This is a genomic window from Gordonia phosphorivorans (assembly GCF_042432625.1).
Taxonomy (GTDB): Bacteria; Actinomycetota; Actinomycetes; order Mycobacteriales; family Mycobacteriaceae; genus Gordonia; species Gordonia phosphorivorans.
In genome coordinates, this window is record NZ_JBHLWV010000020.1 from 279,126 (window position 1) to 305,212 (window position 26,087).

26 protein-coding genes and 1 pseudogene are annotated in these 26,087 nt (G+C 71.1%); 12 read left to right on the plus strand and 15 right to left on the minus strand.

Annotated elements, in window-relative coordinates; all coding sequences use genetic code 11:
• Positions 1-27: 27 nt before the first annotated feature.
• Positions 28-1,398: pseudogene (locus ACFFJD_RS10535) on the minus strand (RNA polymerase sigma factor); the annotation flags it as partial.
• Between the two features lie 205 nt (positions 1,399-1,603).
• Positions 1,604-2,398: a polyphosphate--glucose phosphotransferase gene (ppgK, locus tag ACFFJD_RS10540; protein WP_382363847.1), complete on the minus strand. Its 795-nt coding sequence runs from the start codon at positions 2,396-2,398 to the stop codon at positions 1,604-1,606.
• A gap of 96 nt (positions 2,399-2,494) precedes the next feature.
• Here ppgK and ACFFJD_RS10545 point away from each other — a divergent pair, with 96 nt between their 5' ends.
• Complete coding sequence (locus ACFFJD_RS10545) at positions 2,495-3,373, plus strand: inositol monophosphatase family protein (RefSeq protein WP_382363849.1); 879 nt, start codon at positions 2,495-2,497, stop codon at positions 3,371-3,373.
• A gap of 28 nt (positions 3,374-3,401) precedes the next feature.
• Here the strand turns inward: ACFFJD_RS10545 and cei are convergent, their stop codons facing one another.
• Complete coding sequence (gene cei, locus ACFFJD_RS10550; protein ID WP_382363851.1) at positions 3,402-4,058, minus strand: envelope integrity protein Cei; 657 nt, start codon at positions 4,056-4,058, stop codon at positions 3,402-3,404.
• A 209-nt stretch (positions 4,059-4,267) separates the two neighbouring features.
• Between cei and ACFFJD_RS10555 the strand changes: the two genes are divergently transcribed.
• On the plus strand, positions 4,268-4,567 hold the full coding sequence (locus tag ACFFJD_RS10555) for a DUF4193 domain-containing protein (protein ID WP_382363853.1): 300 nt from the start codon (positions 4,268-4,270) through the stop codon (positions 4,565-4,567).
• A 142-nt stretch (positions 4,568-4,709) separates the two neighbouring features.
• Here the strand turns inward: ACFFJD_RS10555 and ACFFJD_RS10560 are convergent, their stop codons facing one another.
• Positions 4,710-5,228 (minus strand): DUF3093 domain-containing protein, encoded by a 519-nt coding sequence (locus ACFFJD_RS10560; RefSeq protein ID WP_382363855.1) that lies wholly within the window; start codon positions 5,226-5,228, stop codon positions 4,710-4,712.
• A 67-nt stretch (positions 5,229-5,295) separates the two neighbouring features.
• On the opposite strand from ACFFJD_RS10560, the gene dut reads away from it, so the two are divergent.
• A complete protein-coding gene (gene dut, locus ACFFJD_RS10565; RefSeq protein WP_382363857.1) occupies positions 5,296-5,814 on the plus strand; it encodes a dUTP diphosphatase in 519 nt (172 codons plus the stop codon).
• A 2-nt stretch (positions 5,815-5,816) separates the two neighbouring features.
• Positions 5,817-6,662, plus strand: a complete 846-nt coding sequence (locus ACFFJD_RS10570; protein WP_382363859.1) for a DUF3710 domain-containing protein — start codon at positions 5,817-5,819, stop codon at positions 6,660-6,662.
• 3 nt (positions 6,663-6,665) lie between these two features.
• Here ACFFJD_RS10570 and ACFFJD_RS10575 read toward each other — a convergent pair whose 3' ends face one another.
• Positions 6,666-7,391, minus strand: coding sequence for an alpha/beta hydrolase (locus tag ACFFJD_RS10575; protein ID WP_382363861.1), 726 nt, complete (start codon positions 7,389-7,391; stop codon positions 6,666-6,668).
• A gap of 64 nt (positions 7,392-7,455) precedes the next feature.
• On the opposite strand from ACFFJD_RS10575, the gene ACFFJD_RS10580 reads away from it, so the two are divergent.
• Positions 7,456-7,830 carry an OB-fold nucleic acid binding domain-containing protein gene (locus ACFFJD_RS10580; RefSeq protein ID WP_382363863.1) on the plus strand — a complete coding sequence of 125 codons (375 nt, stop codon included), beginning with the start codon at positions 7,456-7,458 and terminating at the stop codon, positions 7,828-7,830.
• Between the two features lie 37 nt (positions 7,831-7,867).
• Here the strand turns inward: ACFFJD_RS10580 and ACFFJD_RS10585 are convergent, their stop codons facing one another.
• The 5 genes from ACFFJD_RS10585 to ACFFJD_RS10605 all read right to left on the minus strand — a co-directional run bounded on the left by ACFFJD_RS10585 (position 7,868) and on the right by ACFFJD_RS10605 (position 11,443).
• Entirely contained in the window at positions 7,868-8,302 is a 435-nt protein-coding gene (locus ACFFJD_RS10585) for a hypothetical protein (protein WP_382363865.1), read from the minus strand.
• Positions 8,299-9,477, minus strand: coding sequence for a globin domain-containing protein (locus tag ACFFJD_RS10590; protein ID WP_382364466.1), 1,179 nt, complete (start codon positions 9,475-9,477; stop codon positions 8,299-8,301). The genes ACFFJD_RS10585 and ACFFJD_RS10590 overlap by 4 nt, the downstream gene beginning before the upstream one ends.
• Positions 9,477-9,992, minus strand: a complete 516-nt coding sequence (locus ACFFJD_RS10595) for an RrF2 family transcriptional regulator (protein ID WP_382363867.1) — start codon at positions 9,990-9,992, stop codon at positions 9,477-9,479. The genes ACFFJD_RS10590 and ACFFJD_RS10595 overlap by 1 nt, the downstream gene beginning before the upstream one ends.
• 120 nt (positions 9,993-10,112) lie before the next feature.
• The gene (locus ACFFJD_RS10600) at positions 10,113-10,775 is read right to left on the minus strand and encodes a potassium channel family protein (RefSeq protein ID WP_382363869.1); all 663 of its coding nucleotides are present in this window, start codon (positions 10,773-10,775) and stop codon (positions 10,113-10,115) included.
• Positions 10,772-11,443: a potassium channel family protein gene (locus ACFFJD_RS10605; RefSeq protein ID WP_382363871.1), complete on the minus strand. Its 672-nt coding sequence runs from the start codon at positions 11,441-11,443 to the stop codon at positions 10,772-10,774. Before ACFFJD_RS10605 ends, ACFFJD_RS10600 begins: the two co-directional genes overlap by 4 nt.
• 39 nt (positions 11,444-11,482) lie before the next feature.
• On the opposite strand from ACFFJD_RS10605, the gene ACFFJD_RS10610 reads away from it, so the two are divergent.
• The 3 genes from ACFFJD_RS10610 to dxs all read left to right on the plus strand — a co-directional run bounded on the left by ACFFJD_RS10610 (position 11,483) and on the right by dxs (position 16,782).
• Entirely contained in the window at positions 11,483-13,510 is a 2,028-nt protein-coding gene (locus ACFFJD_RS10610; RefSeq protein WP_382363873.1) for an APC family permease, read from the plus strand.
• Complete coding sequence (locus tag ACFFJD_RS10615; RefSeq protein ID WP_382363875.1) at positions 13,507-14,826, plus strand: class I SAM-dependent RNA methyltransferase; 1,320 nt, start codon at positions 13,507-13,509, stop codon at positions 14,824-14,826. The genes ACFFJD_RS10610 and ACFFJD_RS10615 overlap by 4 nt, the downstream gene beginning before the upstream one ends.
• A 66-nt stretch (positions 14,827-14,892) precedes the next feature.
• Positions 14,893-16,782, plus strand: a complete 1,890-nt coding sequence (gene dxs, locus ACFFJD_RS10620; RefSeq protein ID WP_382363877.1) for a 1-deoxy-D-xylulose-5-phosphate synthase — start codon at positions 14,893-14,895, stop codon at positions 16,780-16,782.
• Here dxs and ACFFJD_RS10625 read toward each other — a convergent pair.
• Both ACFFJD_RS10625 and ACFFJD_RS10630 read right to left on the minus strand, forming a co-directional pair.
• Positions 16,757-17,995 (minus strand): HRDC domain-containing protein, encoded by a 1,239-nt coding sequence (locus tag ACFFJD_RS10625; RefSeq protein ID WP_382363879.1) that lies wholly within the window; start codon positions 17,993-17,995, stop codon positions 16,757-16,759. The two genes, dxs and ACFFJD_RS10625, sit on opposite strands and share 26 nt — an antisense overlap.
• Complete coding sequence (locus ACFFJD_RS10630) at positions 17,992-18,627, minus strand: DUF3000 domain-containing protein (protein ID WP_382363881.1); 636 nt, start codon at positions 18,625-18,627, stop codon at positions 17,992-17,994. Before ACFFJD_RS10630 ends, ACFFJD_RS10625 begins: the two co-directional genes overlap by 4 nt.
• Before the next feature lie 169 nt (positions 18,628-18,796).
• Between ACFFJD_RS10630 and hemE the strand changes: the two genes are divergently transcribed.
• The 3 genes from hemE to hemQ all read left to right on the plus strand — a co-directional run bounded on the left by hemE (position 18,797) and on the right by hemQ (position 21,989).
• Positions 18,797-19,822, plus strand: a complete 1,026-nt coding sequence (hemE, locus tag ACFFJD_RS10635) for a uroporphyrinogen decarboxylase (protein WP_382364468.1) — start codon at positions 18,797-18,799, stop codon at positions 19,820-19,822.
• On the plus strand, positions 19,819-21,195 hold the full coding sequence (gene hemG, locus ACFFJD_RS10640) for a protoporphyrinogen oxidase (protein WP_382363883.1): 1,377 nt from the start codon (positions 19,819-19,821) through the stop codon (positions 21,193-21,195). Before hemE ends, hemG begins: the two co-directional genes overlap by 4 nt.
• Before the next feature lie 98 nt (positions 21,196-21,293).
• Complete coding sequence (hemQ, locus tag ACFFJD_RS10645; protein WP_382363885.1) at positions 21,294-21,989, plus strand: hydrogen peroxide-dependent heme synthase; 696 nt, start codon at positions 21,294-21,296, stop codon at positions 21,987-21,989.
• 40 nt (positions 21,990-22,029) lie between these two features.
• Here the strand turns inward: hemQ and msrB are convergent, their stop codons facing one another.
• A complete protein-coding gene (gene msrB, locus ACFFJD_RS10650; protein WP_382363887.1) occupies positions 22,030-22,452 on the minus strand; it encodes a peptide-methionine (R)-S-oxide reductase MsrB in 423 nt (140 codons plus the stop codon).
• Positions 22,453-22,494: 42 nt separating this feature from the next.
• On the opposite strand from msrB, the gene ACFFJD_RS10655 reads away from it, so the two are divergent.
• Entirely contained in the window at positions 22,495-23,289 is a 795-nt protein-coding gene (locus ACFFJD_RS10655; RefSeq protein ID WP_382363889.1) for a thioesterase family protein, read from the plus strand.
• Here ACFFJD_RS10655 and ACFFJD_RS10660 read toward each other — a convergent pair.
• Positions 23,261-24,496: a glycosyltransferase family 87 protein gene (locus ACFFJD_RS10660; RefSeq protein ID WP_382363891.1), complete on the minus strand. Its 1,236-nt coding sequence runs from the start codon at positions 24,494-24,496 to the stop codon at positions 23,261-23,263. The genes ACFFJD_RS10655 and ACFFJD_RS10660 overlap by 29 nt on opposite strands.
• 31 nt (positions 24,497-24,527) lie before the next feature.
• Positions 24,528-26,087, minus strand: coding sequence for an alpha/beta fold hydrolase (locus ACFFJD_RS10665; protein ID WP_382363893.1), 1,560 nt, complete (start codon positions 26,085-26,087; stop codon positions 24,528-24,530).

Consider the following 26,087-nt stretch of genomic DNA (forward strand, 5'->3'; position numbering starts at 1 on the left):
CCGGATCCCGTAGGGGCGGGGTCGTNCCTGGGAGCGGCTCGGGTGGCGCAGTTTGCTCATCGTCTTGGACTCGATCTGCCGGATGCGCTCGCGGGTGACGCCGTACACCTGGCCGATCTCGTCCAGGGTGCGCGGCTGACCGTCGGTCAGACCGAAACGCAGCCGGACCACGCCGGCCTCGCGCTCGGACAGCGTGTCGAGCACGTCCTGGAGCTGGTCCTGCAGCAGCGTGAAGCTGACCGCGTCGACGGCGACCACGGCCTCGGAGTCTTCGATGAAGTCGCCGAGCTGGCTGTCGCCCTCGTCGCCGATGGTCTGGTCCAGCGAGATGGGTTCACGCGCGTACTGCTGGATCTCCAGCACCTTCTCCGGCGTGATGTCCATCTCCTTGGCGAGCTCCTCGGGCGTGGGCTCGCGGCCCAGGTCCTGCAGGAGTTCGCGCTGGATGCGGCCCAGCTTGTTGATCACTTCCACCATGTGCACCGGGATACGGATGGTGCGCGCCTGGTCGGCCATGGCGCGGGTGATCGCCTGGCGGATCCACCACGTCGCGTACGTGGAGAACTTGTAGCCCTTGGTGTAGTCGAACTTCTCGACCGCACGGATCAGACCCAGGTTGCCTTCCTGAATGAGGTCCAGGAAGGCCATACCGCGACCGGTGTAGCGCTTGGCCAGCGAGACCACGAGACGCAGGTTGGCTTCCAGCAGGTGATTCTTGGCGCGGTTGCCGTCGCGGGAGATCCAGTTGAAGTCGCGACGCTGGGCCACCGACAGCTTCTCGCCGTCGGCCATCACCCGGCGGATCTTCTCGGTGGCGAACAGGCCGGCCTCGATGCGCTTGGCCAGCTCGACCTCTTCCTCGGCGTTGAGGAGGGCGACCTTGCCGATCTGCTTGAGGTACGCGCGCACCGAGTCCGCAGAGGCGGTCAGCTCGGCATCCTTGCGGGCCTGGCGCAGCGCCTCGGACTCGTCCTCGTCCCAGACGAAGTCGCTTGAGGACTTCTCGTCCTTGGCGTCGGTCTTGGGCTCGGCGTCGGTTTCCAGCTCCTCGGTGACGTCGATGTCGGCGTCTTCGAGGTTCTCCGGCGCGTCTTCCTCGACGCCGTCGAACTGCGCCTCGTCGCTCGCGGTCTTCGGCGCGGCCTTCTTGGCGGCAGTCTTCTTCGCGGCGGTCTTCTTGGCAGCCGTGGTCTTCTTCGCCGCCGTCTTCTTCGCCGTGGTCTTCTTGGCCGCAGTCTTCTTGGCGGCGGCCGTGGTCTTCTTGGCTGCCGTCTTCTTGGCGGCGGCCGTGGTCTTCTTGGCTGCGGTCTTCTTGGCGGGAGCCTTCTTGGCAGCTGCCTTACGAACCGGAGCCTGCTCGGCGTCGGTCTCGGCGTCCGGGGTCCTGGTGGTTGCCACGTACGACCTTTCACACAATGATCAACGGCACCACACGCCTCGGAGCGGCTTCGCCGACCGTCGATATCGCTTCGACTGCGCCAACGGTGCCGCGTGGGGCATTGTGCCTGGTTAGGGGAGTCGATCGGGCGGAGCCGGGTCGACGTGTTCCATTGTAACTAAACGCCGTCGAACCGGGGCGTTCCGGTGGCGACTTCCTGCGGTTTCACCCGTCTCCGACGACCGCCATCGCCGCCCCGACGATCCCCGCGCTGTTGCGCAGGGTCACCGGAACCACCGGAACCTCGTTGGTCAGATGGGGAATCCAGCGGTCGGACTTGCGGCTGATGCCGCCGCCGACGATGAACAGATCCGGCGAGAAGATCCGCTCGTAATGGCTCAGGACCGTGGACAGATGCTCGGCCCAGGTCTGCAACGGCCAGCCGCGGTCCTTGCGGACCTTCGCCGAGGCCTGCTTCTCGGCGACGACACCGCCCACCTCCAGGTGGCCGAGTTCGGAATTGGGGATCAGCGTGCCGTCGTACAGCATGGCCGAGCCGATACCGGTGCCCAGCGTCAGCAGAATCACCAGACCCGAACGCAGATGCGCACCCCCGCCGTAGGACAGCTCGGCCAGCCCGGCCGCATCGGCATCGTTGAGCACCGTGACGCGCCGCCCGCCCAGCGCCCGGCCGAACATGGCCTCGACGTCGGTGCCGATCCAACTCGGCGCCACATTGGCCGCGGTGGTCATCACACCGTTCTTCACCACGCCGGGCACCGTCAGCCCCACCGGGCCGGTCCAGCCGAAGTGCTCGACGATCTCGGCGACCGTGTGTGCGACGCGCTCGGGGGTGGCCGGCTGCGGGGTGGCGATCCGATGGCGCTCGCCGACGAGCATGCCGGTGCGCAGATCCACGATGGCGCCCTTGATTCCGGTGCCGCCGACGTCGACGCCGAAACTCAAGCCGGAGCCGGGGCTCGGGGCCCGGTCGGCACCGAGATAGGTCACGTCCGACATCTCGTCTCCTCCTCTGCGCAGGCGCGCGCGGCCCGCCACCGGTAGCTTACGGCGCACTCCCGACCGCTTCCTGGACCCGCACTAGACTCGGGTGTTGTGAGTTCACACAGCCAGTCACCGTCCCTGTCGCCGCGCGAGCTGTGCGACATCGCACGCACCGTGGCGACCGAGGCCGCCGACCACGCCCGGATGCGGCGCCGCGAACTGTTCGCCCCGTCCGGACATCGCGGCGAGGACAGTGCGGTGAGCACCAAGTCGACGCCGACCGACCCGGTGACCGTCGCCGACACCGAGACCGAACAGCTCATCCGTCGGCGCCTGGGCGCACTGCGTCCCCACGACGCGATCCTGGGTGAGGAAGAAGGCGGATCGGACGAGGTCGGTGCCGGAATCCGCTGGGTGGTGGACCCGATCGACGGCACCGTCAACTTCCTCTACGGCATCCCCGCGTACGCGGTGTCGGTGGCCGCTCAGGTCGACGGCGTCTCGGTGGCCGGTGCCGTGGTCGATGTGGCGCGCGGCCTCACCTACTGGGCGTGGGCCGGCGGCGGCGCGTGGTGCGCGGGCGGCGACGAGGAGCCGCGTCGGCTCCGGGCCAATCCGATCGACGAGGTGGGGCTGGCGTTGATCGCGACCGGCTTCGGCTACTCGCCGGACCGGCGACGCGCGCAGGGCGCACTGCTGGCGGCGCTGCTGCCGCGGGTACGCGACGTCCGTCGGATGGGTGCGGCGGCGCTGGACCTGTGCATGGTGGCCGCCGGGGCCGTCGACGCACACTTCGAACACGGCCTGGCTCCGTGGGACTGGGCCGCGGGCGCTCTGATCGCCGAAGAGGCCGGGGCGCGGGTGCTGGTGCCCCCGGCCGACTCCAGTGCCGCCGACGGTTACCCGACCATCGCGGTGGCACCGGGGATCGCCGACGAACTCGTGGCCCTGCTCACCGAACTCGGGGGCACGGCGCAGCTGCCGAACTGACGGCGCGCGCCGACGTCGGTGCGGACGCTCAGCAGGACTGGGCGTGCACCGCTTCGATCAGGGAACGATCCACCCCGGACTTCGCGTTCCGCGGGTCCACCGAGCGCAGCGACTCCAGTGCGGCCTGTACGTCCTGGGTGGGTGTGGTGCCGGTGTAGAACTCGCCGAGCGCCACATCGACGTCGGTGCCCGGGCGGCCGTCGTTGACCAACTGTGCGCACGGCAGCGCCAGCCAGACCGCGGCCGCGGCGCCCTGCCCGGCCTGACCGAAGCGGATCTGCGCCACACAGCTCAGGTCGCGCTCGGGGTAGAGCGTGTCGTCGCCGTACGCGGGGGCGCCCGGGGAGAAGCCCTGCGCGGCCAGATCGTCGGCCACCGAGCGGGCCTGGCCGCGGGCGGCGGCCGAATTGAGGACGGTCACGGCGAACGTCGACTGCGCCGCCGGTGCGACGCTGAGCATGTCCGACCGATTGACCACCTTCAGTTCCGGGCCCTCGGCCGTGGTCGGCAGGTTGCACGAGGTGGGCAGGCTCTCGTCCTCGCCGCCGGTGGCGACGAACGCCCACGCGGCGATGGCGACGACCGCCAGCACGGTCGCGATCACGATGGCGGGAGTGACGTTGCGCCGGGGGAAGGGGCGGCCCTGGGCGTCGGTCGTGTACCCGGTGGCGAACTTGGAGACCATGGCACCACTGTAAAGCCACGGGGTCGGCAAGCCGGGGAACCGGCGTCCGCGCCGCCGTGGCTGCCAGGTATTGACTCGGTCCCGAGGGTGGTCTAGTATTCGGCGCGCCACTGGCGCACCGCGTGCGCCTCGCGGGCCCGGGGGAGAGCGCCACAAGCGACGGCCTCCCGGATTGATGCAAGCACTACAGGACCAGGGTGAGGCAGAAGATGGCTACCGATTACGACGCGCCTCGGCGGAGCAACGAGGAAGACCTGGCGACGGATTCGCTGGAGGAGCTGAAGGCCCGGCGTAACGAGGCGAGTGCCGCCGACGTCGACGTCGATGAGACCGAAACCGCCGAGTCCTTCGAGCTGCCCGGCGCGGACCTTTCCGGCGAGGAACTGTCGGTGCGCGTGGTGCCCAAGCAGGACGATGAGTTCACGTGCGCGAGCTGCTTCCTCGTCTACCACCGGAACCGGTTGGGCGAGGAGCGCAACGGTCAGCTGATCTGCGTCGACTGCGTCTGATCGCAAGCGGCGCCGCAGCCCGGCGCCCGGAGGAGATGCAACGAAGGCCGACCCGCACGGGTCGGCCTTCGTGCTCTCTGGAACCTGCTCGCGTCCCCGCGACACGGGAGTTCGGGTGGGGCGGGGGTGTGTCGGTGGGGGATCAGCCGGCAGAGGGCGAGGTGCTCGGGGCGGAGCCTGCGTCGACGATGCCCATCGCGGCGAGCACCTTCTCCGGGTGCCGGGTGGAGACCAGCCAGTACGGGGTGGGGTCGTCCGGATCGTCGATCACCACCAGCACCATCGGCTTGATCCACGACCGGTAGACCAGGAAGGCGGCCGGATCGAGCTGGCGGCCCATGGCCGCGCTGCGCGCCGTCGGGGGCACCGCCGCACCGCGCGCCACGACCTCGGCCGGCAGCATCGCCTTGTGCGCGTGCAGGGCGCCGTCGGCGTCGACCCGGATCTTCATGCGGTTCATGGTGAACAGCAGCCATCCGATGAGGCCGGCGAGCACCGGGTAGAACACGTAGCTCCAGGTCTGCATGTAGGCGGCGAGCTGAGCCTGGTAGCCGAGCAGGGCCACGAGCCCCGCCGCCAGCAGCCACCACCACACCGGCACCGTCAGCCGTTCGGAGTACCGGTCTGCCGAGGCGCTGGGCGTGGAATTTGAAGCAGTCACACGACACAGCTTACTGGCTCCCGCGCCCGCGGCCGCGCCCCGGCCTGGTCCGAGTAGTGTTCGAAGCGTGACCTCCGAACAGAGCTACGAGTCGTTGCCCCTGGTGCGGCTCGACCCCGATCTGCCGCTGCCGACGCGCGCCCACCCCGGTGACGCGGGCATCGATCTGTACTCCACGACCGATTTGGAACTGGGGCCCGGACGACGCCAAGTCGTCGGAACCGGTATCGCCATCGCCCTGCCGTACGGCACCGTCGGCCTGGTGCATCCGCGGTCGGGTCTGGCGGCCCGCGCGGGCCTGTCGATCGTCAACGCGCCCGGCACCATCGACGCCGGATATCGCGGTGAGATCAAGGTGTGCCTGATCAATCTGGATCCCGAATCGCCGATCCAGATCGCCCGCGGCGACCGGATCGCGCAGCTGCTGGTGCAGCGGGTGGAACTGCCGGAGATCGTCGAGGTGACGACGCTGGACGAGACGGCCCGCGGCGCCGGCGGCTACGGATCCAGCGGCGGGCACGCGATCCTGCAGCCCGAATCCCCTTCTGCGCCCTCTTCTTCTGCGACGAACACCTCGGAGGCCTGAGCATGACGAACACCACGGCGCACAAGCATCACATCGGTGACGGCGCCGGTCCCTACGACCTCGACGCGTTGGCGACCCCGGCGGCCGATCTGGCCAACTCGCACCTGGACCTGGGCTCGGTCCTGGTGCCGGTGGTCGAGGGCGGCCAGGTCACCGTCGAGATGTCGGTCGATCACGAGCCGGAGGCCGTGTACCTGGTGACCCCCGTCGGTCGGATCGGGGTGCACGCCTTCGCCGCGCCGCGCAGCGGCGGCCTGTGGAGCGAGGTGGCCCGCGAACTGATGGAGTCCCTCAGCGCCGAGGGCGCGCGCACCTCCGCCGAGGGCGGGCACTGGGGCCGGGAAGTCGTGGCCGCGGTCCCCGGCGGGCAGCACCGGTTCATCGGCGTGGACGGGCCGCGCTGGATGGTGCGGTGCGTGGCCAGCGGGCCCGACGAGGCGAGTGAGCAACTCGGGCAGTTGGCGCGGGCCGTTCTCGCCGAGACCGTCGTGCGGCGCGGCGGCGAGCCGTTCCCGCCGCGCGAACTGCTGCCGCTGGTGCTGCCGCAGGTGCTGGCCGAGCAGGTGGCCGCGGCCCAGCAGAACATGGCGGCCGAGGCCGGGCAGGTGCCCGAGGGCGGTGCACCGTCGTCGGCGCTGAGCGATGCGCCGCGCGATGAGCCTGCGCCCGCCCCGGACGCGGTGCCCGGCGGTGCCGTCGAACAGGCGGCCGCCGCCACGGTCTTCACCGACGACCTGCCGCCGGACGAGTCCGAGGCGCAGGTCGCCCCCGTCGACGACGAGGTGCGTCCGCCGTCGGAAGGCTCGGCCATGCAGCGACTGCGCAGTCGCAAACGCCGCCGCCGCTGATCGTCAGGCGCGACCGGTCGTCAGCTCGGTCCAGGCGCCGACGCAGGCCGCGCCGAGCAGGTGCGGCGCCGGACCCCACTGGTCCAGATCGAGCTCGGTGAGTGCGGCGCGCGGCGCGGCGCGCACCCAGTCGCGCGCCACCTCGATCGGATGCAGCGGATCGCTCAGCGATCCCACGACGGCCAGCGGCACCGCCAGCTCGGCGATCTCGTCGACGGTCGGCGCGGTGAGCGCAGCCGCGCTGCGCAACTGACCCACCAGGTCGCGGTCGGCCAGCGCGCGCCAGGAACGGGTCAGTTCCGCGGCCAGCCATGCCGGGCTGCCGGCGGCCATCGCGGCGATCGTCGGCTCCAAGCCGTCGCGTTCGACGGCGTCGGCGGTCGCCCGGGCGCTGAGCGCCGCCAGACTGTCGCCGACCGGACCCGACCACGGCGGCAGAGCCGCCAGCACGCCGGCGCAGTGCGCGCCCCCGCGGTCCAGCGCCCAGCGCAGCGCGACGACCGCACCGATGGACACCCCGCCGACGACGATCGTCTCGCCCGCCGCGGCCGCCGCGTCGGCCGCCGCGTCGGCGGCCGCGTCCAGCGCGGCCACGTAGCCGTCGATGAGCTCGGCCGAGGGCGCCAGCGCCCGCAGCTCGGCGCCCGCCTCGGTGACCGCCGGTCCGAAGCTTCGTCGCAGGTAGTCGTCGTCCGAGCCGGTACCGGCCATCAGGATCACCGTCGGCATAACCCCGTCCTCCGTTGCGTTGTACAGTGTGGATCGCATTGGTTCCGTTGCTTCGGAGGATCGCATGGGTACGTCAGGTCTGGTCAAGCGGCTGGGTCGGTTGCTCACCGAGGACCTCGAGGTCCTCGACACCGACCGCATCGAACGAGAGTCGCGCGCCGAGGGCGCGCAGCGCGCCGCGGACTGTCTGCGCGGGGACGAGGCCACCATGATCGGTGAGCTGCGCACGGTGCAGACGTGTTCCCGCAACGCCAAGACGGGCGTCGAGGCGGAGTTCTTCGACGGCAGCGACACCGTGCTGCTGAAGTGGTTGGGCCGCAGCCGCATTCCCGGAATCGAACCGGGCCGCAAGATCACCGTGCGGGGCCGCGTCGCCACCGTCGAGGGCATGAAGGTGATCTACAACCCGTACTACGAACTGCATTCGGCACAGGACTGACGACCCACCGGGCGGCCGGAGCCGCCCAGGTGGGAGATCAGCGCAGCAGGGCCACGCCCGCGACGAGCAGACCCACCACCTTGATCGCCTCGAACCCCACATAGGCCAGATGCGCATGACTGCGCTGGGCCGGGACGTTCTCCGGATCGGCCAGCACCGCGGCGGTCCGCCGCGAGAGCGCCGGGCGCACCGCCATCACCTGCACGGCGAGGGCGCCCGCGGCCACGATCAACCCCGCGACGGCGACCGTCGACCAGTCGTCGGCCACCGCCGCCGTGACCGTCAGCGCGGCGGCGAGGACGCTCTCCACCGAGTTCAACGCCCGGAACACCAGGCGACCGATGCCCAGACCCAGCGGAATCGTGATGCCGGGGGCCTGGAACTTCAGCGGCGCTTCGAGGAACGAGATGGCGAGCACCATGCCGAGCCAGACGAAGACCAGCGCCACCCCGGTGGAGAGCGTCGCGCTCATCCGCGGCCGCCCACGCGCACCAGCTCGGGGCCGAAGGTCTCGTAGTGGATGCGCTCCTCCGGCAGTTCCTTGGCCATCAGGGAGCCGCGCACCGAGCTGAGGAAGCCAGCCGGGCCGCACAGCAGCGCGACCGTCTCCGGATCGATCGAGACGTCCTCCAGCGACATCAGGCCGATCCGGCTGCCGTCGCCGGCGTCGTGACCGTTCTCGTACCACTGCAGCAGGCGGGCGGTGGGCAGCTGCTCGACGAGGTCGGCGAGCTCACCGCGGTGCGGCTGACGGGCCCGCGACCGGTCGGCGTGCAACACCTGCACCGGGCGGGTGTCGCCGGTCTGCACCAGGTGGTGGAGCAGACCGATCACCGGGGTGCAGCCGATACCGGCCGAGGCCAGCAGCAGCGGGGCGTCGCCGTCGGGCAGCGCCAGATCGCCGAACGGGGTGCTCACGTGCAGGCTGTCGCCCTCGAAGGCGCGTTCGTGCAGGTAGGTCGACACCTCGCCGTCCCGCTTCACCGAGAACCGCCACTGCGGCTCGCCCGGCGCGCCGGTCAGGCTGTACTGACGGATCTGCCGGGCGCCGTCCTCCAACGGCACCTGCACCGAGATGTACTGGCCGGGGGTGAACGACGGCAGCGCGCCGTCGACGGCGGCCACCGTGAACGACACCGCATCCGGTGCCACCTGCTCGCGGCCGGTGATGATCACATCGCGCCACACGTCCCCGGGGGTCACGCCGGCCTCGGCGTACAGCTCGTTCTCCCGACCGATGAGCGTATGCGCCATCTCCCAGTACAGCTCGTCCCAGGCGGCGGCCACCTCGGGGGTCACCGCCTCGCCGAGGACCTCCACGATCGCGGCGAACAGGTGCTCGTGCACGATCGGGTACTGGTCGGCCACCACACCGAGCGAGGTGTGCTTGTGGGCCACCCGGTCGATGATGAACTTCTGCTGCGCCGGGTCGGGGATCAGCTGCAGGCGGGCGAAGGCCGCGATCGATCCGGCGAGCACCTTGGGCTGCGTGCCGATCTTCTGGTTGGCACGGTTGAACAGGTCGTCGAGCAACTCCGGGTGCGCGGCGAACATACGCTGGTAGAAGTTCGGCGTGATGTCGTCGAGAGCGCCTTCGACGGCGGGCAGGGTCGCGGCCAGGACGCTGCGCGTCTGTTCGGAGATCATCATGGATTCCTGTTCTCATCGGTGGCGACGGGCATGGCTGCCCGCCCGGGCCCGCACGGTGTCGGCGCGGGAGCTGTGGGGAGTTCGGGTCCGCTGAGGAAGCGGACCCGGGTGGGGCCGGCGACGATCAGATCGGCGACGGTCAGAGCGTCGAGGCTGTCGTAGAAGGCGCGCTGGGCGCGGGCCAGGGCGCCGCGCAGCGCGCAGCCGGCCCGCAGCGGACACGGGGTGGGTCCGTCGCAGTCGACCACCTCGGAGTCGCCCTCGAGTTGGCGGGTGACCCAGCCGACGCGGGCGGTGCGGCCCAGTTCGGTGATCATCAGGCCGCCGGTGCGCCCGCGTCGGGCATGCACCACGCCGATCTCGGCGAGGCGGCTGACCACCTTCGCCACGTGCGCGTAGGGGACGTCCAGTTCTTCGGCGAGGCCGCGGCTGGTGTGCAGGTGCTCGACGTCGTCGGCGGCCAGACGCATGAGGACGCGGAGGCCGATGTCGGTGAAACGAGTCAGTTGCACGGAACCGATCAGAACATAATCCGCATGGCCGATACCAATTTAAGTGGCCAAGCTCTCACCGGGACGAAAGTCCTGGTGGGGCCGGGTATTTCGGGACGAGAACATACCCGTCCGGGCCGGTCAGAGCGTTACGGCGACGACCTTCTTGAGTTCGGCCTCGGCCTCTTCGGGGGCGATGAAGACGAGCTCGTCGCCGCCCTCGAGGGCGTCGTCGGGCTGGGGCACGATGACCCGGCGGCCGCGGATGATGGTCACCAACGCGACGTCGCGGGGCAGCTGCAGGCGACGCACCGGCTTACCGGCCAGGGGAGTGTCGTCGGGCAGCGTGAGCTCCACCAGGTTGGCCTGCCCCTGGCGGAAGGTCATCAGCCGCACCAGATCGCCGACGCTGACGGCCTCCTCCACGAGGGCGGCCATCAGGCGGGGCGTGGAGACGGCCACGTCGACGCCCCAGTCGTCGTTGAACAGCCATTCGTTGCGGGGGTCGTTCACGCGGGCGACGACCCGGTTGACGGCGAACTCGGTGGTGGCCAGCAGGCTCACCACGAGGTTGGCCTTGTCGTCGCCGGTCGCGGCGATCATCACGTCGAAGGTCTGCAGTTGCGCGCGTTCGAGGTCCCGCAGCTCGCAGGCGTCGGCCTGCACCCAGGTGACCGCGGGCAGGATGTCGGGTTTGATGTTCCGCGTCTCGCGCTCGAACAGGGTCACCGCGTGACCGTTGATCACCAGTTCCCGGGCGATGGCCCGGCCCACGGCACCGGCGCCGGCGATCGCGACCTTCACGAGTTCTCTCCTTCGGCGGGGGGCAGCTTGGCGGCGGCGCGCGACTGGTCCAGATGGGCGGCGAGAGTGGCGACGAAGACGTCGTCCTCGGCCTGCAGCACGCTGCGCGGTTCGGGCAGCATCGGGGAACCCAGGCGCTCGAGGAAGGCGATGCGGGCACCGGTGAGCTCCTGGAACTTGGCGCAGCTGACCCCGAACCACTCCTCGTGCACGTCCACCTGGGCGATGACCAGCGATCCGGTGGGGTCCTGCCACAGCGGCGCCCGCGGGGTCTCGCCGAGCGCGGTGATGAACCGCTCGGTGGTCCACGGGACGGTCGCGACGGTGGGGATGCCCAGCCGTTCGAAGACCGCGGCGCGCTTGGCGTCGTAGATGCGGGCGACGACGTGATGGACGCCGAAGGTCTCGCGGGCCACCCGCGCGGAGATGATATTGGAGTTGTCGCCGGAGGAGACCGCGGCGAACGCGTCGGCGGTCTGCACCCCCGCCTCGATCAGCACATCGCGGTCGAATCCGACGCCCGCGACGGTCTCGCCGGTGAAGTCCGAGTCGAGGCGCGAGAACGCGCTGGGATTCTGGTCGATGACGACGACGTGGTGACCGCGCCGCGACATGGCGCTGGCCAGTCCGGCGCCCACGCGGCCGCAGCCCATGATGATTACCCTCACTCGATGGACGTTACCCCGCGACGGGCCTACTGTTGCGGGGTGTCTGGATTGACCTCGGCCACCACGGCAGCCAAACGGCTGCTGCTGGGCCGCCCTTTTCGCAGTGACCGACTCGGGTCCACGCTGCTGCCCAAGCGGATCGCGCTGCCGGTCTTCTCCTCCGATGCGATGAGCTCGGTGGCGTACGCCCCGCAGGAGATCTTCCTGGTGCTGTCGTTGGCCGGTATCAGCGCGTACTCGTTCGCCCCGTGGGTGGGCCTGGCCGTGGCCGTGGTGATGGTCGTGGTGGTGGCCAGCTACCGGCAGAACGTGCACGCCTATCCGTCCGGCGGTGGCGACTACGAGGTGGCCACCGCCAATCTCGGCGCCAATGCGGGCCTCACGGTGGGCGCGGCGCTGCTGGTGGACTACGTGCTGACCGTGGCCGTGTCGGTGACCGCGGCCGCGGAGAACATCGGCTCGGCGGTGCCCTTCGTGCACGACCACAAGCTGCTGTTCTGCCTCCTCGGCATCGCCCTGGTGGCCGCGGTCAACCTGCGCGGCGTCCGCGAATCGGGCTTCCTGATGGCGATCCCCACCTACGCCTTCATCCTCGGGGTGCTCACCATGCTGATCTGGGGTTTCGTCCAGATCTTCCTGATGGGCCGCGACCTGCAGGCCGGCACCGCGCAGTACGAGCTGGTGGCCGAGCAGAGCGATCTGACCACCCTGGCGATGGTCTTCCTGGTGGCCCGCTCGTTCACCTCCGGGTGTGCCGCGCTGACCGGAGTGGAGGCCATCAGCAACGGCGTGCCGGCGTTCGAGAAGCCCAAATCGCGGAATGCGGCCACCACCCTGCTGATGCTGGGCGGGTTCTCCATCACGCTGCTGCTGGGCATCATCGTGCTCGGCGAGCGGCTGAGCGCGAAGTACGTGATGGACCCGCAGTCGGAGCTGGCCGGCCTGCCCGAGGGGTATCAGCAGAAATCGATCCTGGCGCAGCTCGCCGAGACCGTCTTCGCCGGATTCCCGCTGGGCTTCTACGTGATCGCCGTGGTCACCGCCCTGATCCTGCTGCTGGCCGCCAACACCGCGTTCAACGGTTTCCCGGTGCTGGGCTCGGTGCTCGCCCAGGACCGCTACCTGCCGCGCCAGTTGCACACCCGCGGCGACCGCCTGGCCTTCAGCAACGGCATCGTGTTCCTCGCGCTGGTCGCGATGGGTTTCGTCATCGCCTTCGACGCCGAGGTGACCCAGCTGATCCAGCTGTACATCGTGGGCGTCTTCGTCGCGTTCACGCTGAGCCAGACCGGCATGGTGCGGCACTGGACGCGGTTGCTGCGCACCGAGACCGACCCCGATGCGCGCGGCCGGATGGTGCGTTCGCGCATCGTCAACGCCGTCGGCATGGTGATGACCGGGACCGTGCTGGTGGTGGTGCTGATCACCAAGTTCACCGCGGGCGCGTGGATCGCCGTGCTGGTGATGGTGATCATGTTCGTGCTGATGAAGATGGTGCACCGGCACTACACGGCGATCGAATCCGAGCTGGAGGCCGCCGCGGCCGAGGACGACGGGGTGCTCCCCAGCCGCACGCATTCGATCGTGCTGGTCTCCTCGCTGCTGATTCCCACCCTGCGCGCCCTGCGCTACGCGCGGGCCACCCGCCCGGACACCCTGGAGGCGGTGACGGTCAACGTCGACGACCGGGCCACCCGCATCCTGGTGGCGCGGTGGGAGGAGAGCGACATCAGCATTCCGCTCAAGGTGATCGCCTCGCCCTACCGCGACGTGACCCGGCCGGTGATCACCTACGTCCGGCGTATCCGCGCGACGGCGCCGCGCGACGTGGTGACCGTGTTCATTCCCGAGTACGTGGTGGGGCACTGGTGGGAACACATCCTGCACAATCAATCCGCCCTGCGCCTGAAGACGCGACTGCTGTTCGAGCCGGGGGTCATGGTGACCTCGGTGCCGTGGCAGCTGGATTCGTCCAACCGGGCCGCCAAGCGCAGCGAGGTCGAGTACATCGCACCCGGCGACACGCGCCGCGGCTTCGGTGTCACCCCGCCGAGAGATGAGCCATGACCGATTCCCTGCAGACCGATTCCCCGAACCCCGATTCCCCGACGGTCGAGCTCGTCGTCACCGGTTTCGCCAACGGCGGCGCCGGGGTGGCCCGCGGCGACGACGGCCGGGTGGTCTTCGTGGCCGGAGCACTCCCGGGCGAGCGGGTGCGGGCGCGCATCGATGAGCGCAAGGCCGCCTTCGCGAGGGCGAGCGCCGTGGCGGTGCTCGAGCCCTCCCCGCACCGGATCGACCCGACCTGTCCCGCCGCGGCGGCCGGGGCCGGGTGCTGCGATCTGTCGTATGTGAGCGCCGACTATGCCCGCGAACTCCACGCCGGGGTCCTGGCCGACGTCCTGACGCGGATCGGTGGCTTCGGCGCGGATGCGCCGCCGATGCCGGAGGTCACGCGGCTGGCCCACGGGGCGGACGGGTCGGTGCCGGACACCGGGTGGCGGGTGCGCACGCGGCTGGCCGTGGACGCCGACGGCACGGTGGGTGTGCGGGCTCGCGGCTCGTCGCGGCTGATCACCGTGCCGTGCGCGGCGCCGGTCGAGGGCCTGCTGGCCGACGCGGAGGCGCTCGGTGCGCGCCCGGGCAGCGAACTGGTGCTCGCGATGGGTTCGGACGGGCGACGGCACGCCGCCGAACTCGCGCCGGCCGCGGCCGGTCGACGGGGTGCCCGCGGCGGCCGCCGCGCCTCGGCGCAGCGCGCGCGGCACGGTGCGGGCGCACCGCGGTCGACGCGCCTGCTCGACGGCGCCGCGGACGTGACGCAGACGGTGGGCGGGCACACCTGGCGGGTGCCGGTGACCGGCTTCTGGCAGGCCCACCGCGACGCACCCGCGACCTACGGCGCGGCGGTGCGCCGGTACGTCGGCGGCCTGGACGCGCCGGTCGGGCGCGGCCTGCGGGTCTGGGACCTGTACGGCGGCGTCGGAGTGCTCGGGGCCGCACTGCTCGACGGCGACCTGGCCGTCGACGGCATCGACCTGGTGGAGACCGATCCGGGTGCGTTGGCGGCCGCCGACCGCGCGCTCGACGGCGCTCCGGTGACCGCGCACCGCGGGGACACCGCCGCCGTGATCGGCGGGCTGCGCGCGCCGGACGTGGTGATCGTCGATCCGCCGCGCCGTGGGGCCGGGGCCGCGGTGATCGCCGCGATCGCCGCGGCCGGTCCGCGCGCCGTGGTGCATGTCGGATGCGACTCAGCGGCCTTCGCACGTGATCTGCGCGACTGGGTCGCCCACGGTTTTCGGGTCACCGACTGGCAGGGGTTCGACGCCTTCCCCGGCACGCACCACATGGAGGCGATCGCGCTTCTGGAGAGTCCGTAGACTGTGTGCATCGGTGCCGACGACCGGCGCCACTGGACGTTGTCGTCGACCGCGTAGGAGGTTCGCATGGGAGTGCTCGATCGGGTGGATTCACCAGCGGACTTGCGTACCCTCAGCGAGGCCGAGATGGTCGATCTGGCGGGGGAGATCCGGGAGTTCCTGATCGAGAAGGTGGCCGCGACCGGCGGGCACCTCGGACCCAACCTGGGCGTCGTCGAACTGACGCTGGCCCTGCACCGGGTGTTCGATTCGCCGGTCGATCCGATCCTCTTCGACACCGGCCACCAGTGCTACGTGCACAAGATCGTCACCGGCCGCAAGGACGGCTTCGACACGCTGCGCCAGCGCGACGGGCTCACCGGCTACCAGGATCGGCGGGAGAGCCCGCACGACTGGGTGGAGTCCTCGCACGCCTCCGCGGCGCTGTCCAACGCCGACGGCCTGGCCAAGGCGTTCGAGCTGGCCGGTGCCGACCGCACCGTGGTGGCGGTGGTCGGCGACGGCGCGCTGACCGGCGGCATGTGCTGGGAGGCCCTGAACAACATCGCTGACGGCGACCGCCCGGTCGTCATCGTCGTCAACGACAACGGCCGCTCGTACGCGCCGACCATCGGCGGTCTGGCCAGCCATCTGTCCGGCCTGCGCCTGCAGCCGGGGTATGAGCGATTCCTCGCCGGCAGCCGATCGATGGTGCAGAAGACCCCGGTCATCGGCAAGGCGGCCTACGCGCTGTTGCACGGCTTCAAGAGCGGTGTCAAGGATCTCGTGGCCCCGCAGGCGATGTTCTCCGACCTCGGCATCAAGTACGTCGGCCCTGTCGACGGCCACGACCTGGAGGCGCTGGAGGGGGCCTTCACGCAGGCCAAGGCCTTCGGCGGTCCGGTGATCGTGCATACGGTGACCCGCAAGGGCATGGGGTACGCGCCGGCCGAGAACGACGTGGCCGAGCAGATGCACGCCACCGGCAAGATGGACCCGCGCACCGGCGTGGCGCACGGCACGGCCCCCGAGGACTGGACGTCGGTGTTCTCCGCCGAGTTGGTGCGCCAGGGCGGCCTGCGTCCGGACGTGGTCGCCATCACCGCGGCGATGCCCGGCCCCACCGGGCTGCGCGCCTTCGGTGAGGCCCATCCGGAGCGGATGTTCGACGTCGGCATCGCCGAGCAGCACGGAATGGCCTCGGCCGCCGGTCTCGCGCTGGGCGGCCTGCATCCGGTGCTCGCCATCTACTCCACCTTCCTCAACCGGGCCTTCGATCAGCTGCTGATGGATGTGGCGCTGCTGAATCTGCCGGTGACGCTGGTGCTCGACCGCGCCGGCCTGACCGGTCCGGACGGGCCCAGCCACCACGGCATGTGGGATCTCTCGCTCATGGCGATCGTGCCCGGCATGCGGGTCGCGGCGCCGCGCGATGCGGAGCGGGTCCGGGAAGAACTCGGTGAGGCCCTCGACGTCGCCGACGGGCCGACCGCACTGCGTTTCTCGAAAGGTGCTGTGCCGCAAGAGATTCCGGCGATCGAGCGCCTCAACGACGGCGTCGACGTGCTCTTCCGGCCGGTGTCGGACGGCGCCGCCGAGGCGGCCTCGGACGTGCTCCTCGTCGCGGTGGGCGCGTTCGCGCAGCTGGGGCTCGAGGTGGCCCAGCAGCTGTCCGAGCAGGGCGTCCGGGTCACGGTGATCGATCCGCGCTGGGTGCTCCCGGTACCGGCCTCGGTGGTCGACGCGGCCCGGCGGCATCGCCTGGTGGTGACCCTGGAGGACGGCGGCGTGCACGGCGGTGTGGGCGCCACGGTGGCGCGCACCCTCTCGGCGGCTCTCGTGGATGTGCCGGTGCGTCAGCTCGGCGTGCCGCAGGAGTTCGTCACGCACTCCACCCGCGACGAATTGCTCGCCGACTTCGGCCTGACGACCGACGCGCTGGTGAAGACGATCAGCTCGGATCCGACGCTCGGCTGAGCGCCTCGGCGATCGGCTCGCGGGTGAGGTCCCGCTGCCACGGCCGTGCGCCGCGGGCGGCGAGCCAGTCCTCCACGTCCGTGAGCCGATGCTGCGGCAGGCCCTGCCAGCACAGTTCGCGCACCGTGTCCGGGGCGAGCATGTTCTCCATTGGCACCGCGGTGGTCTCGGCGACCTCCTTGAGGGCCGGGCGCACCTCGTGCGCACGGCGGGCGGCCTCCGGATTGCGCTGCTCCCAGCGGTTGAGCGGCGGCGGTCCGCTGCTCGCCTGCTTCCGCGGCGGCAGTTCGGCGTCCGGGAGGGCCAGCGCCTCGGCGATGGCGCCCATCCACACCTTGGCCTGACGGCGCTGGCGCGGCCCGCCGAACACCGGCAGCTGGGTCAGCGCGGCCTCGGTGCGCGGGGCGGCGGTGGCCGCGGTGATGATGGCCGAGTCCGGCAGCACCCGGCCGGGGGCCACGTCGCGGCGCGCCGCGAGCTGTTCGCGCGCGGACCACAGCGCCCGCACCACGGCCAGCTGCCGGGGCGTGCGCAGGGTGTGCAGGTTGGAGGTGCGGCGCCACCGGTCGGTGCGCGGCGCCGGTGCCGGCTTGACCAGCTCGTAGGCGAACTCCTGGGTGGCCCACTCCAGGCGCCCGGCCTCGTCGAGGGCGGCGCTCATCGCATCGCGCAACTCGACGAGGACCTCCACGTCGAGCGCGGCGTAGTTGAGCCATTCGTCGGGCAGCGGACGGTGCGACCAGTCGGCCGCGCCGTGGCCCTTGGCCAGGCCCAGGTGCAGGAACTCGGCGACCATCGCGGCGAGGTTCACCTTGGGCAGGTTAAGCAGGCGCCCGGCCAGTTCGGTGTCGAACAGAGAGGCGCAGCGAAAGTCCAACTCCGACAGGCACGGCAGATCCTGGTCGGCCGCGTGCAGGATCCACTCCGGGCCGTCGAGGACGTCGACGAGCGGGGCGAGCGCCTCGGGGTGCGCGATGGGGTCGATCAGGAAACTGCCGGCGCCGGTGCGTCGGATCTGCAGGAGGTAGGCGCGCTGGGAATAGCGGTATCCGCTGGCGCGCTCGGTGTCGAGCGCGACCGGACCGGTCCCGGCGTCGAGCAGGTCGGCGGCCCGGGCGAACTCGTCCGGGGTGCTCAGCAGGTCGGGGACGCCGTCGGCGGGGGACAGCAGCGGCGTGACGTCGCTCTCCGAGTCGATCTCCGCGTCGCTCACTGGCCGACCGGACGTCCGAGGGTGGCCACCCCGGTGGGTGGCAGTCCGGCCGCACTGGCCAGCACCTCGCAGAAGGCTTCCAGGTGACCGGCCAGCGCCGGGCTGCTCGCCGTCCAGGACGCCCGCAGCTCCAGTTGGTGGGCGCGCGGCGGGCCGGCGATGTCGCCGTAGCGCACCGAGGTGGTGGCGGTCACGGTGCCGCCGAGCGCGAGCACCGCGGGCGTGTCGCTGCCCTCCGCGGGCGTCGACTCGGTGCTGCCGCGGGGCACCCCGAGCGCCTCGGTCAGCCATTCCCAGGCCACCTCCGGCAGCAGGGGATCGTTGGCCAGGTCGGCCTCGACCTCGGCTTGGATGAACGCCACCAGGCGGAAAGTCCCGTTCCAGGCGTCCTGGCCGGCCGGGTCGTAGAGCAGCACCAGACGTCCGAAGGCGTTGCCCGCCCCGTCGGCGGGCGCCAGGGCCGGATCGTCGGCCTGCGGGCTCACTTCCACGCCCAATGCGTAGCTGAAGGGCGCCAGACGCTGCGGCGGCCGGATGGAGCCCACTTCGATCTCCGGGCGCACCACCGCCGCATCCAAGGACTGCACCGCGTGGGTGAAGTCGGCCGGTTCGGGTTGTGCTCCAGTTGTCACACGCGTCACAGTAGGCCGCGAGGCCCCATTGTGGCCGGAGGCGCGCCGCTGTGGACCACGGCAAGGTCGGCGCTTCGCGTCGGGTCTCGCCGGTTCTGCCGTGCCGCGCGGACATGGCACAGTGGACGCCATGAGTCAGGTGCATAAGGTACGACGGTCCCCGGACGCCATGCCGCTGATTGCGGCCGCGACCGGCAAGAACCCGGCGCGGCGGCCGGTGTGGTTCATGCGGCAGGCGGGGCGGTCCCTGCCCGAATATCGGGCGATCCGCGCCAACCGCGGGATGTTGGAATCGTGTTTCGACGCCGAATTGGTGTGCGAGATCACCATGCAGCCGGTGCGCCGGCACGACACCGACGCGGCGATCCTCTTCTCCGACATCGTGGTGCCGCTGCGGGCGGCCGGGGTGGACCTGGACATCGTGGCCGGTACCGGCCCGGTGATCGCCGAACCGGTGCGCACCGCCGCCGACGTCGCGGCGCTGCCGCGGTTGGCGACCGACGAGGTCGGCGCGGTCACCTCCGCGATCGGCCTGATCCTCGGTGAGCTACCCGACACCAAGTCGCTGATCGGTTTCGCGGGCGCGCCGTTCACGCTGGCCTCGTACCTCATCGAGGGCGGCCCGAGCCGCACCTACGAGCGGACCAAGACCATGATGCGGGCCGACCCGGAGCTGTGGAACCAGCTGATGGGCAAGCTCGCCGACCTCACCATCACCTTCCTGCGGGCGCAGCTCGACGCCGGCGTCGACGCCGTGCAGCTGTTCGACTCGTGGGCGGGTGCCCTCTCGGAGGCGGACTACCTCACCTACGTGGCGCCGCATTCGGCGCGCGTGCTGGCCGAGGTGGCCGACTACGGGGTGCCGCGCATCCACTTCGGCGTGGGCACCGGCGAACTGCTGTCGGCGATGACGAACGTCGGCGCGGACGTGATCGGCGTGGACTGGCGGGTGCCGCTGGATGTGGCCGCCGCCCGCGTCGGCCCGGGCGTGGCGATCCAGGGCAACCTGGACCCCACCGTCCTGATGGCCGGCGACGCCGTCCTCGAACGCGAGCTGCGTCGGATCATCGCCGAGGGTGAGCGGGCGGTCGCCTCGGGCGCGCGCGGGCACATCCTGAACCTGGGCCACGGCGTCATGCCCGGCACCGATGCGGACGCGATCACCCGAGCAGTCGAGCTGATCCACACCTTGTGAGCGTGCGCGTCGCAGTTCTCGGCGGCGGGGTCTCCGGCCTCGCCGCCGCCCACGCGCTGCGCCGTGCACTCGGCGCGCAGGCCCTGGTGGAGGTGTTCGAGGCCACCGACCGCCTGGGCGGCCTGCTGCATACCCCGACGATCGGCGGGGTGCCGGTGGACGTCGGGGCCGAGGCCTTCATCGTGCGCCGCCCGGAAGCGCTCGCCCTGGTGACCGAGCTGGGCCTGGCCGAGCAGGTGCATGCCCCCGGGCCGTTGCGCCCGGCGCTGTGGTCCGGGGACCGGCTGCACCCGCTGCCCACGCCCGCGGTGATGGGCATCCCGGTGGGCGCGGCGGCACTCGGGGATCTGGTGGACGCCGACACTCGGGCGCATCTGACCGCGGAGCCGACCCGCCCCTGGCACTGGACGCCGGGCACCCCGATCTCGGTGGGCGCACTGGTGCGCGACCGCTTCGGCGACGAGGTGACCGCGCGCAGCGTCGACCCGATGCTCGGCGGCGTGTATTCGGCGCGCGCCGATCAGCTGGGTCTGGCCGAGACCGTGCCCGCTCTGGCCCGGGCCCTCGACGCCGGCGCGCCGTCGCTCACCGCGGCGGTCACCGCCCTCAGCGCGGCTTCCGCCACCGTCGACGGACCGGTGTTCGGCGCGCTGCGCGGCGGATACCGGACCCTGGTCGACGCCCTGCGGGCCGCCTCCGGTGCGCTGATCCGGTTCGAGTCGGCCGCGGCGTCGATCGACGCGGAGGCAGACATCTACACCGTGACCGACGCCGACGGCGCCGCCGCGACCTACGACGCGGTGATCGTGGCGCTGCCGGCGTGGCACGCCGCTCCGGTGCTGGCCGCGGTGGCGCCGGAGGCCTCCGCGGCGCTCGGCGGTGTGCGGCCGGCCGGTTCGGCGGTGGTGGCCTGCGTGCTGCCCGCGGGCACCGAACTGCCCGCGCACTCGGGGGTGCTTGTGGCCACCGACGCGGAACTGTCGATGAAGGCCGTCACGCTGTCCACGCAGAAGTGGCCGCACCTGGCCGCAGCGGGGCCGCCGGTGCTGCGCGTGTCCTTCGGGCGCTTGGGCGAACCCGTCGACGCCGACGACGACGAACTGGTGGCGACGGCGCTGACCGACCTGGCCCGGGTGTTCGACGCCGCCGGCCTGCCCGCGCCGATCCCGGAGTCGGTGGCGGTGCAGCGCTGGCCGACGGGCCTGCCGCACTTCGCCCCCGGCCACCTGACCGCCATGCGGGCCGCGCAGGCGCACCTGCCCGCCGGGGTCGCGATCGCGGGCGCCGCCGTGGACGGAGTGGGCGTGCCGGCGTGCATCGGCGCGGCCGACCGCGCCGCCGAACGCATCGCCGCACACCTGCGTCGGCGCTGACAGTCGTCGGCAGGCAACAGCCGGCAGGCGGCAGCGACAGGGAAGGGTCGGATTACCTGGTGCCGGGTGCGTGCGGCGGCAGTGGCACTATGGGGGGCATGGCTCGCTTGGACTACAACGAACTCAACGCCACCGTCCGCTACCTGATGTTCTCGGTCTTCCGTGTCCGAGCCGGGGAGCTCGGTGACGATCGCACCGAGACGATCGCCGATCTGGACCGGTTCCTCACCGGGCTGGAAGAGGCCGGGGTGGTGGTGCGCGGCATCTACGACATCGCCGGCATGCGCGGCGACTCGGACTACATGATCTGGTGGCACGCGGAGACCATCGAACAGCTGCAGGCCGCCTACCGCGACTTCCGCCGCACCACGGTGCTGGGGCGCGCCAGCGAGCCCACGTGGAGCGGATCCGCGCTGCACCGCCCGGCCGAGTTCAACAAGAGCCACATCCCGGCGTTCCTGGCCGGCGAGGCCCCCGGCGCCTACATCTGCGTCTACCCGTTCGTGCGGTCGTACGAGTGGTACCTGCTGCCGGACGACGAGCGCCGCAAGATGCTGGCCGACCACGGCAAGGCCGCCCGCGACTACAAGGACGTCCGCGCCAACACCGTGCCGGCTTTCGCGCTCGGCGACTACGAGTGGCTGCTCGCCTTCGAAGCGCCGGAACTGCACCGCATCGTCGACCTGATGCGTGACCTGCGTGCCACCGAGGCCCGCTACCACGTGCGCGTGGAGATCCCGTTCTTCACCGGGCCGCGCGTGGAACCTGCAGCTCTGGTCAACGGCCTGCCCTGATCGACCCGAAGCCGGGACACCCCTCGGCGGGAGCCTAGGTTCAGGCCTCGTCGAGGGTCAGGCTGATCGAGTTGATGCAGTAGCGCAGGTCGGTCGGCGTCGGATAGCCCTCACCGGCGAAGACGTGACCGAGATGGCTGTGGCAGTGGGCGCACAGGATCTCGGTGCGCGCCATGCCGAGCGAGTCGTCGCGGCGTTCGATCACCGCTTCGCCGGCCAGCGGCGTGAAGAACGACGGCCACCCGCACGACGAGGCGAACTTCGCGTCCGAACGGAACAGTTCGGCGCCGCAGGCCCGGCACCGGTACACGCCCTCGGTGGTGGTGTCGGTGTATTCGCCGACGAACGGGGCCTCGGTCCCGGCCTGCCGCAGGACGCGGAATTCGGCGGCGCTCAGGCGTTCACGCCAGTCGGCATCGGTGAGGTGCTGGGGGTCGGTGGGGTAGTCGCGCGGTTCGCTCATCCCTCCACGGTAGCCCGAATCGGGCTCGGTTAGCTTAGGGGTATGACCGCTGCCGCACCGAGCTATTTCACCCGCCTCGACGATCACCGTTTCCTGCCGACCGAGCACGCCGCCGGGGCCTGGCGCGACGATGAACTGCACCTGGCGCCGGTGGCCGGCCTGGTGATCGACTTCCTGGAGCGGTGGCGCCGGGAACACGCGCCGGCGCTGGAGTTCAGTCGGCTGAGCATCGAGGTGCTCGGTCAGATCGCCCGCGAACAGATCGAGGTGAGCATCGAGGTGGTCCGCCCGGGCCGCACCATTGAGCTGGTCGAGGCCACCGCCGTGATCGGCGGCCGCACCACCATCCGGGCTCGGGGCTGGCTGCTGGTCGCCGCCGACACGTCGATGATCGCCGGGGACGCCTGCGAGCCGATGCCGACGCGCGCCGAGTGCGTGGACGAATCCTGGCTGAAGCAATGGCGGGGCGGCATGATCGCCAGCGTGCGCGCCGTACAGTCGGCGGCGACGGTGCCGGGCCGCGCACAGGTGTGGGTGACCTCGGATCTGGACCTGATCGACGGCGAGGCGTCGACGGCGCTCGGCGAGTACACCAAGTACCTGGACCTGGCCAACGGCATCTCGATGCGTGCCGATCCGGAGGAGTGGATGTACCCGAACGTCGATCTGACGGTGCACCTGTTCCGGCAACCGCGGGGCCGCTGGCTCGGTCTGGACACGCGGGTGGCCTTCGGGGCGCACGGCGCGGGCCTGACCAGTTCGGTCCTGCACGATGAGCAGGGGCCCGTCGGCATGCTGGCCCAGTCGCTTACGCTGCGCCCGCTGTCCCCGCAGTGACCTCGGCGTCCGGCTTGTCCGGGCCGTCCTGGGCGGCGGCCCGGAGGTCGAGCCAGCGGAACAGCAGGACGCAGAAGACGACGATCATCAGCAGCGACCAGCCCAGCGGCACCTTGTTGTACTCGAGGTAACGCCCGAACGGTTCCCACTGTTTGGACGAGAACACGTCAAAGGACAGACAGCCGTACACGGCGAGCCAGGCCGGCCAGTTCCGCATCACCGACCCCGGCAGGAAGACGGTCATCACGAGCGGGAACAGCAGCATCGAGTAGTAGCCCTGGCCGAGCGAGCCGAAGAGGAACAGGGTGCCCAGCAGCACGCCGCTGGACGTGGTGAGCCATAGAAGTTCGTCGGTCTTGGCGTAGTAGCGGTACAGGAACCACAGCGAGAAGATCGCCATCAGCACGAACGCGACGCGCATCGCGATCACCAGCCAGTCGGCGACACCGAAGTACAGGCCGTTGCCGGTGATCGAGCTGTTGTAGTAGTTGCGGGTCTCCGACAGGTACGGCACGGTCCGGTCCAGGTACGACCGGGCGTCGACGATCAGCGGCCACGCGATGACGTTCAGCACCACCGGGATGCCGAGCGCGGTGACGAACACCTTCCAGCGCAGCTGCAGCAGCGGCAGCAGCAGGACGGGCGCGAGCACCGGTTTCACGGCCAGGGTCAAGCCGATGCAGGCGCCGGCCCACAGGTCGCGCTTGCCGCGGATCAGCGTGAGGAAACCGACCAGACCCAGCAGCACGAAGGCGTTGAAGTTGGTGAAGATCAGGGTGTTCGCGACCGACTCGGTGAGGAAGAAGAAGAACAGCACCGCGGGGAAGACCCAGGAATCGGCGCGGTAGCCGAACAGTCGGACCAGCAGGTAGGCCGAGGCCACCAGCACCACCACCGACAGTGCGATGAACGTCCAGCGCGCGTGGTCGGGGTTGAGGACGGCCATCGGCCCCATCAGCAGCGTGCCCGAGGGCGAGTACAGGTAGTGCGGGTCCACCGTCGTGTAGTTCTCGGCGTAGACCGGCCTGCGGTTGAGGAAGTTCAGCGCCGCGTTGTAGACGGTGCTGAAGTCGTCGGTGCGCGAACCGTTGACCGCGAGGATCACCGAGCGATGGAAGATCATCATGACCGTCACCGGCCACAGCACCATCGACAGGATGCGCGGGGTGTCCACGCGGGGATACAGGTACCGGTCCATGACGCTCACCTGAGCGAACCTACTACATGGGTGTATCGGCTCAGGCGGGGCACGCGCGCTCGGCGGGGCCGGTGAGCTTGTCCTCGCCGAGATAGCCGACGACGATCTCGGCGGCGCATCGGCTGCGGGCGAGCACCGAGTAGCCGAGGCCGTCCCAGCTGACTGTCCGCGCATCGGCGCCGGTGGTCACCAGCAGCGGCGTGAGTGCTTCGGCCGCCTTGAGACCGTTGATCGGATCGTTGAGGCCCAGCAGGACCAGCGGTGCGATCGGGAACGACGTGGGCGCCGGGGCGGCCCCCGCCGAGCCCCAGCCGTCGCAGCGGGCCAGGGACAGGGCGGCGGTGTTCGCGGTCATCGGCGCGTCGGTGCCCCAGGTGCGGGCCAGGCCCGGGATGTCGTCCAGGCCGGGCCGGCCCACCATGTCGTTGCAGCGGGTCACCTGCTGGCCGTCCGCGTTGCGGACCGGCTCGGTGTTCTCCACCAGGGCGCGGAGGTCGTCGGCGTCGCCGCGGTCGGCGGCGGTGAGGGCGTCGGCCAGCTTCTTGAGGCCGTCCGGATCGGTGGGGCCCAGCGCCAGCGTGGTGGTGATCGCGGTCAGGATCGAGGTGTCCGAGAGCCCGCGCAGGGCGCCGGTGGCACCGGCGGAGATGACGCGCTTGAGGGTGCCGAGACCGTCGGAGCCCAGCGAGCAGCCGACGTTGGCGCACCGCTGGGCGAAGGTGGCCAGCGAGTTCTGCACTCCGGCGGCGGTCGCGGCGGCGGCCGGGCCGGCCTGCACGTTCAGTCCCACCGGGGAATCGAGGATCAGACGGCCGACGTTGCCGGGGTGCTTGGCCTGGTAGGCCAGGGCCACCGAGGAGCCGGAGCCGATGCCGACGAGGCCGATCCGGTCGACCTGCCAGCGGCTGCGCAGCTGCTCGATGTCGGCCGCGGCGAACGTCGCGGCGTACTTGAGCTGGTCGGGTTCGAGGGTGTCGTTGCAGATGTCGGCGCCCTCGCGGGCGGCCTGGGCCAGCACGGTGGTTCGGGCGGCCACGTCGCGGGTGCCGGCGGCACCGTCGTTCGCGAGGGTCGAACGCTGCTCGCTGGTCAGGCAGTCGACCGGTGCGGACTGGCCGAGGCCGCGATGGTCGACGGCGACGAGGGGGTGCTTGGCCAGGAGCGGGGCCAGGGTGGCCGAGTCGAGGCTGAGCGCGAGTCGCGAGCTGGGCAGATCGGCGCCGGTGGTCAGCACCAGCGGGGCGGCGTCCTTCGGGGTCTGCGACGACTGCGCCCGCACCACCGTCACGATCAGCGGATTGCTGTCGGGGTGGTCGGGGTCGATGGGGACCTGATAGAAGGCGCAGTCGAGTTGGACGCCCTCGGGGGCGTCGACGTCGTACTTGTCGGCCAGCCGGGAGCCGCACGAGGTGTAGTTGAGGTCGCGTTTCGGTGCCGACAGCGGCGGCAGGGTGTTCGCGGCGGTGTCGGCGGCGGCGTCGCCACCCTCACCGTGCACCACCTTGGGGCCCGGGGCAGGTCCGGCGGTGCAGCCGGCGGCCAGCAGCGCGGTGGCCGCCAGCGCCGCGACCATGCGGGATCGAGAGGAGTGCAACGACAT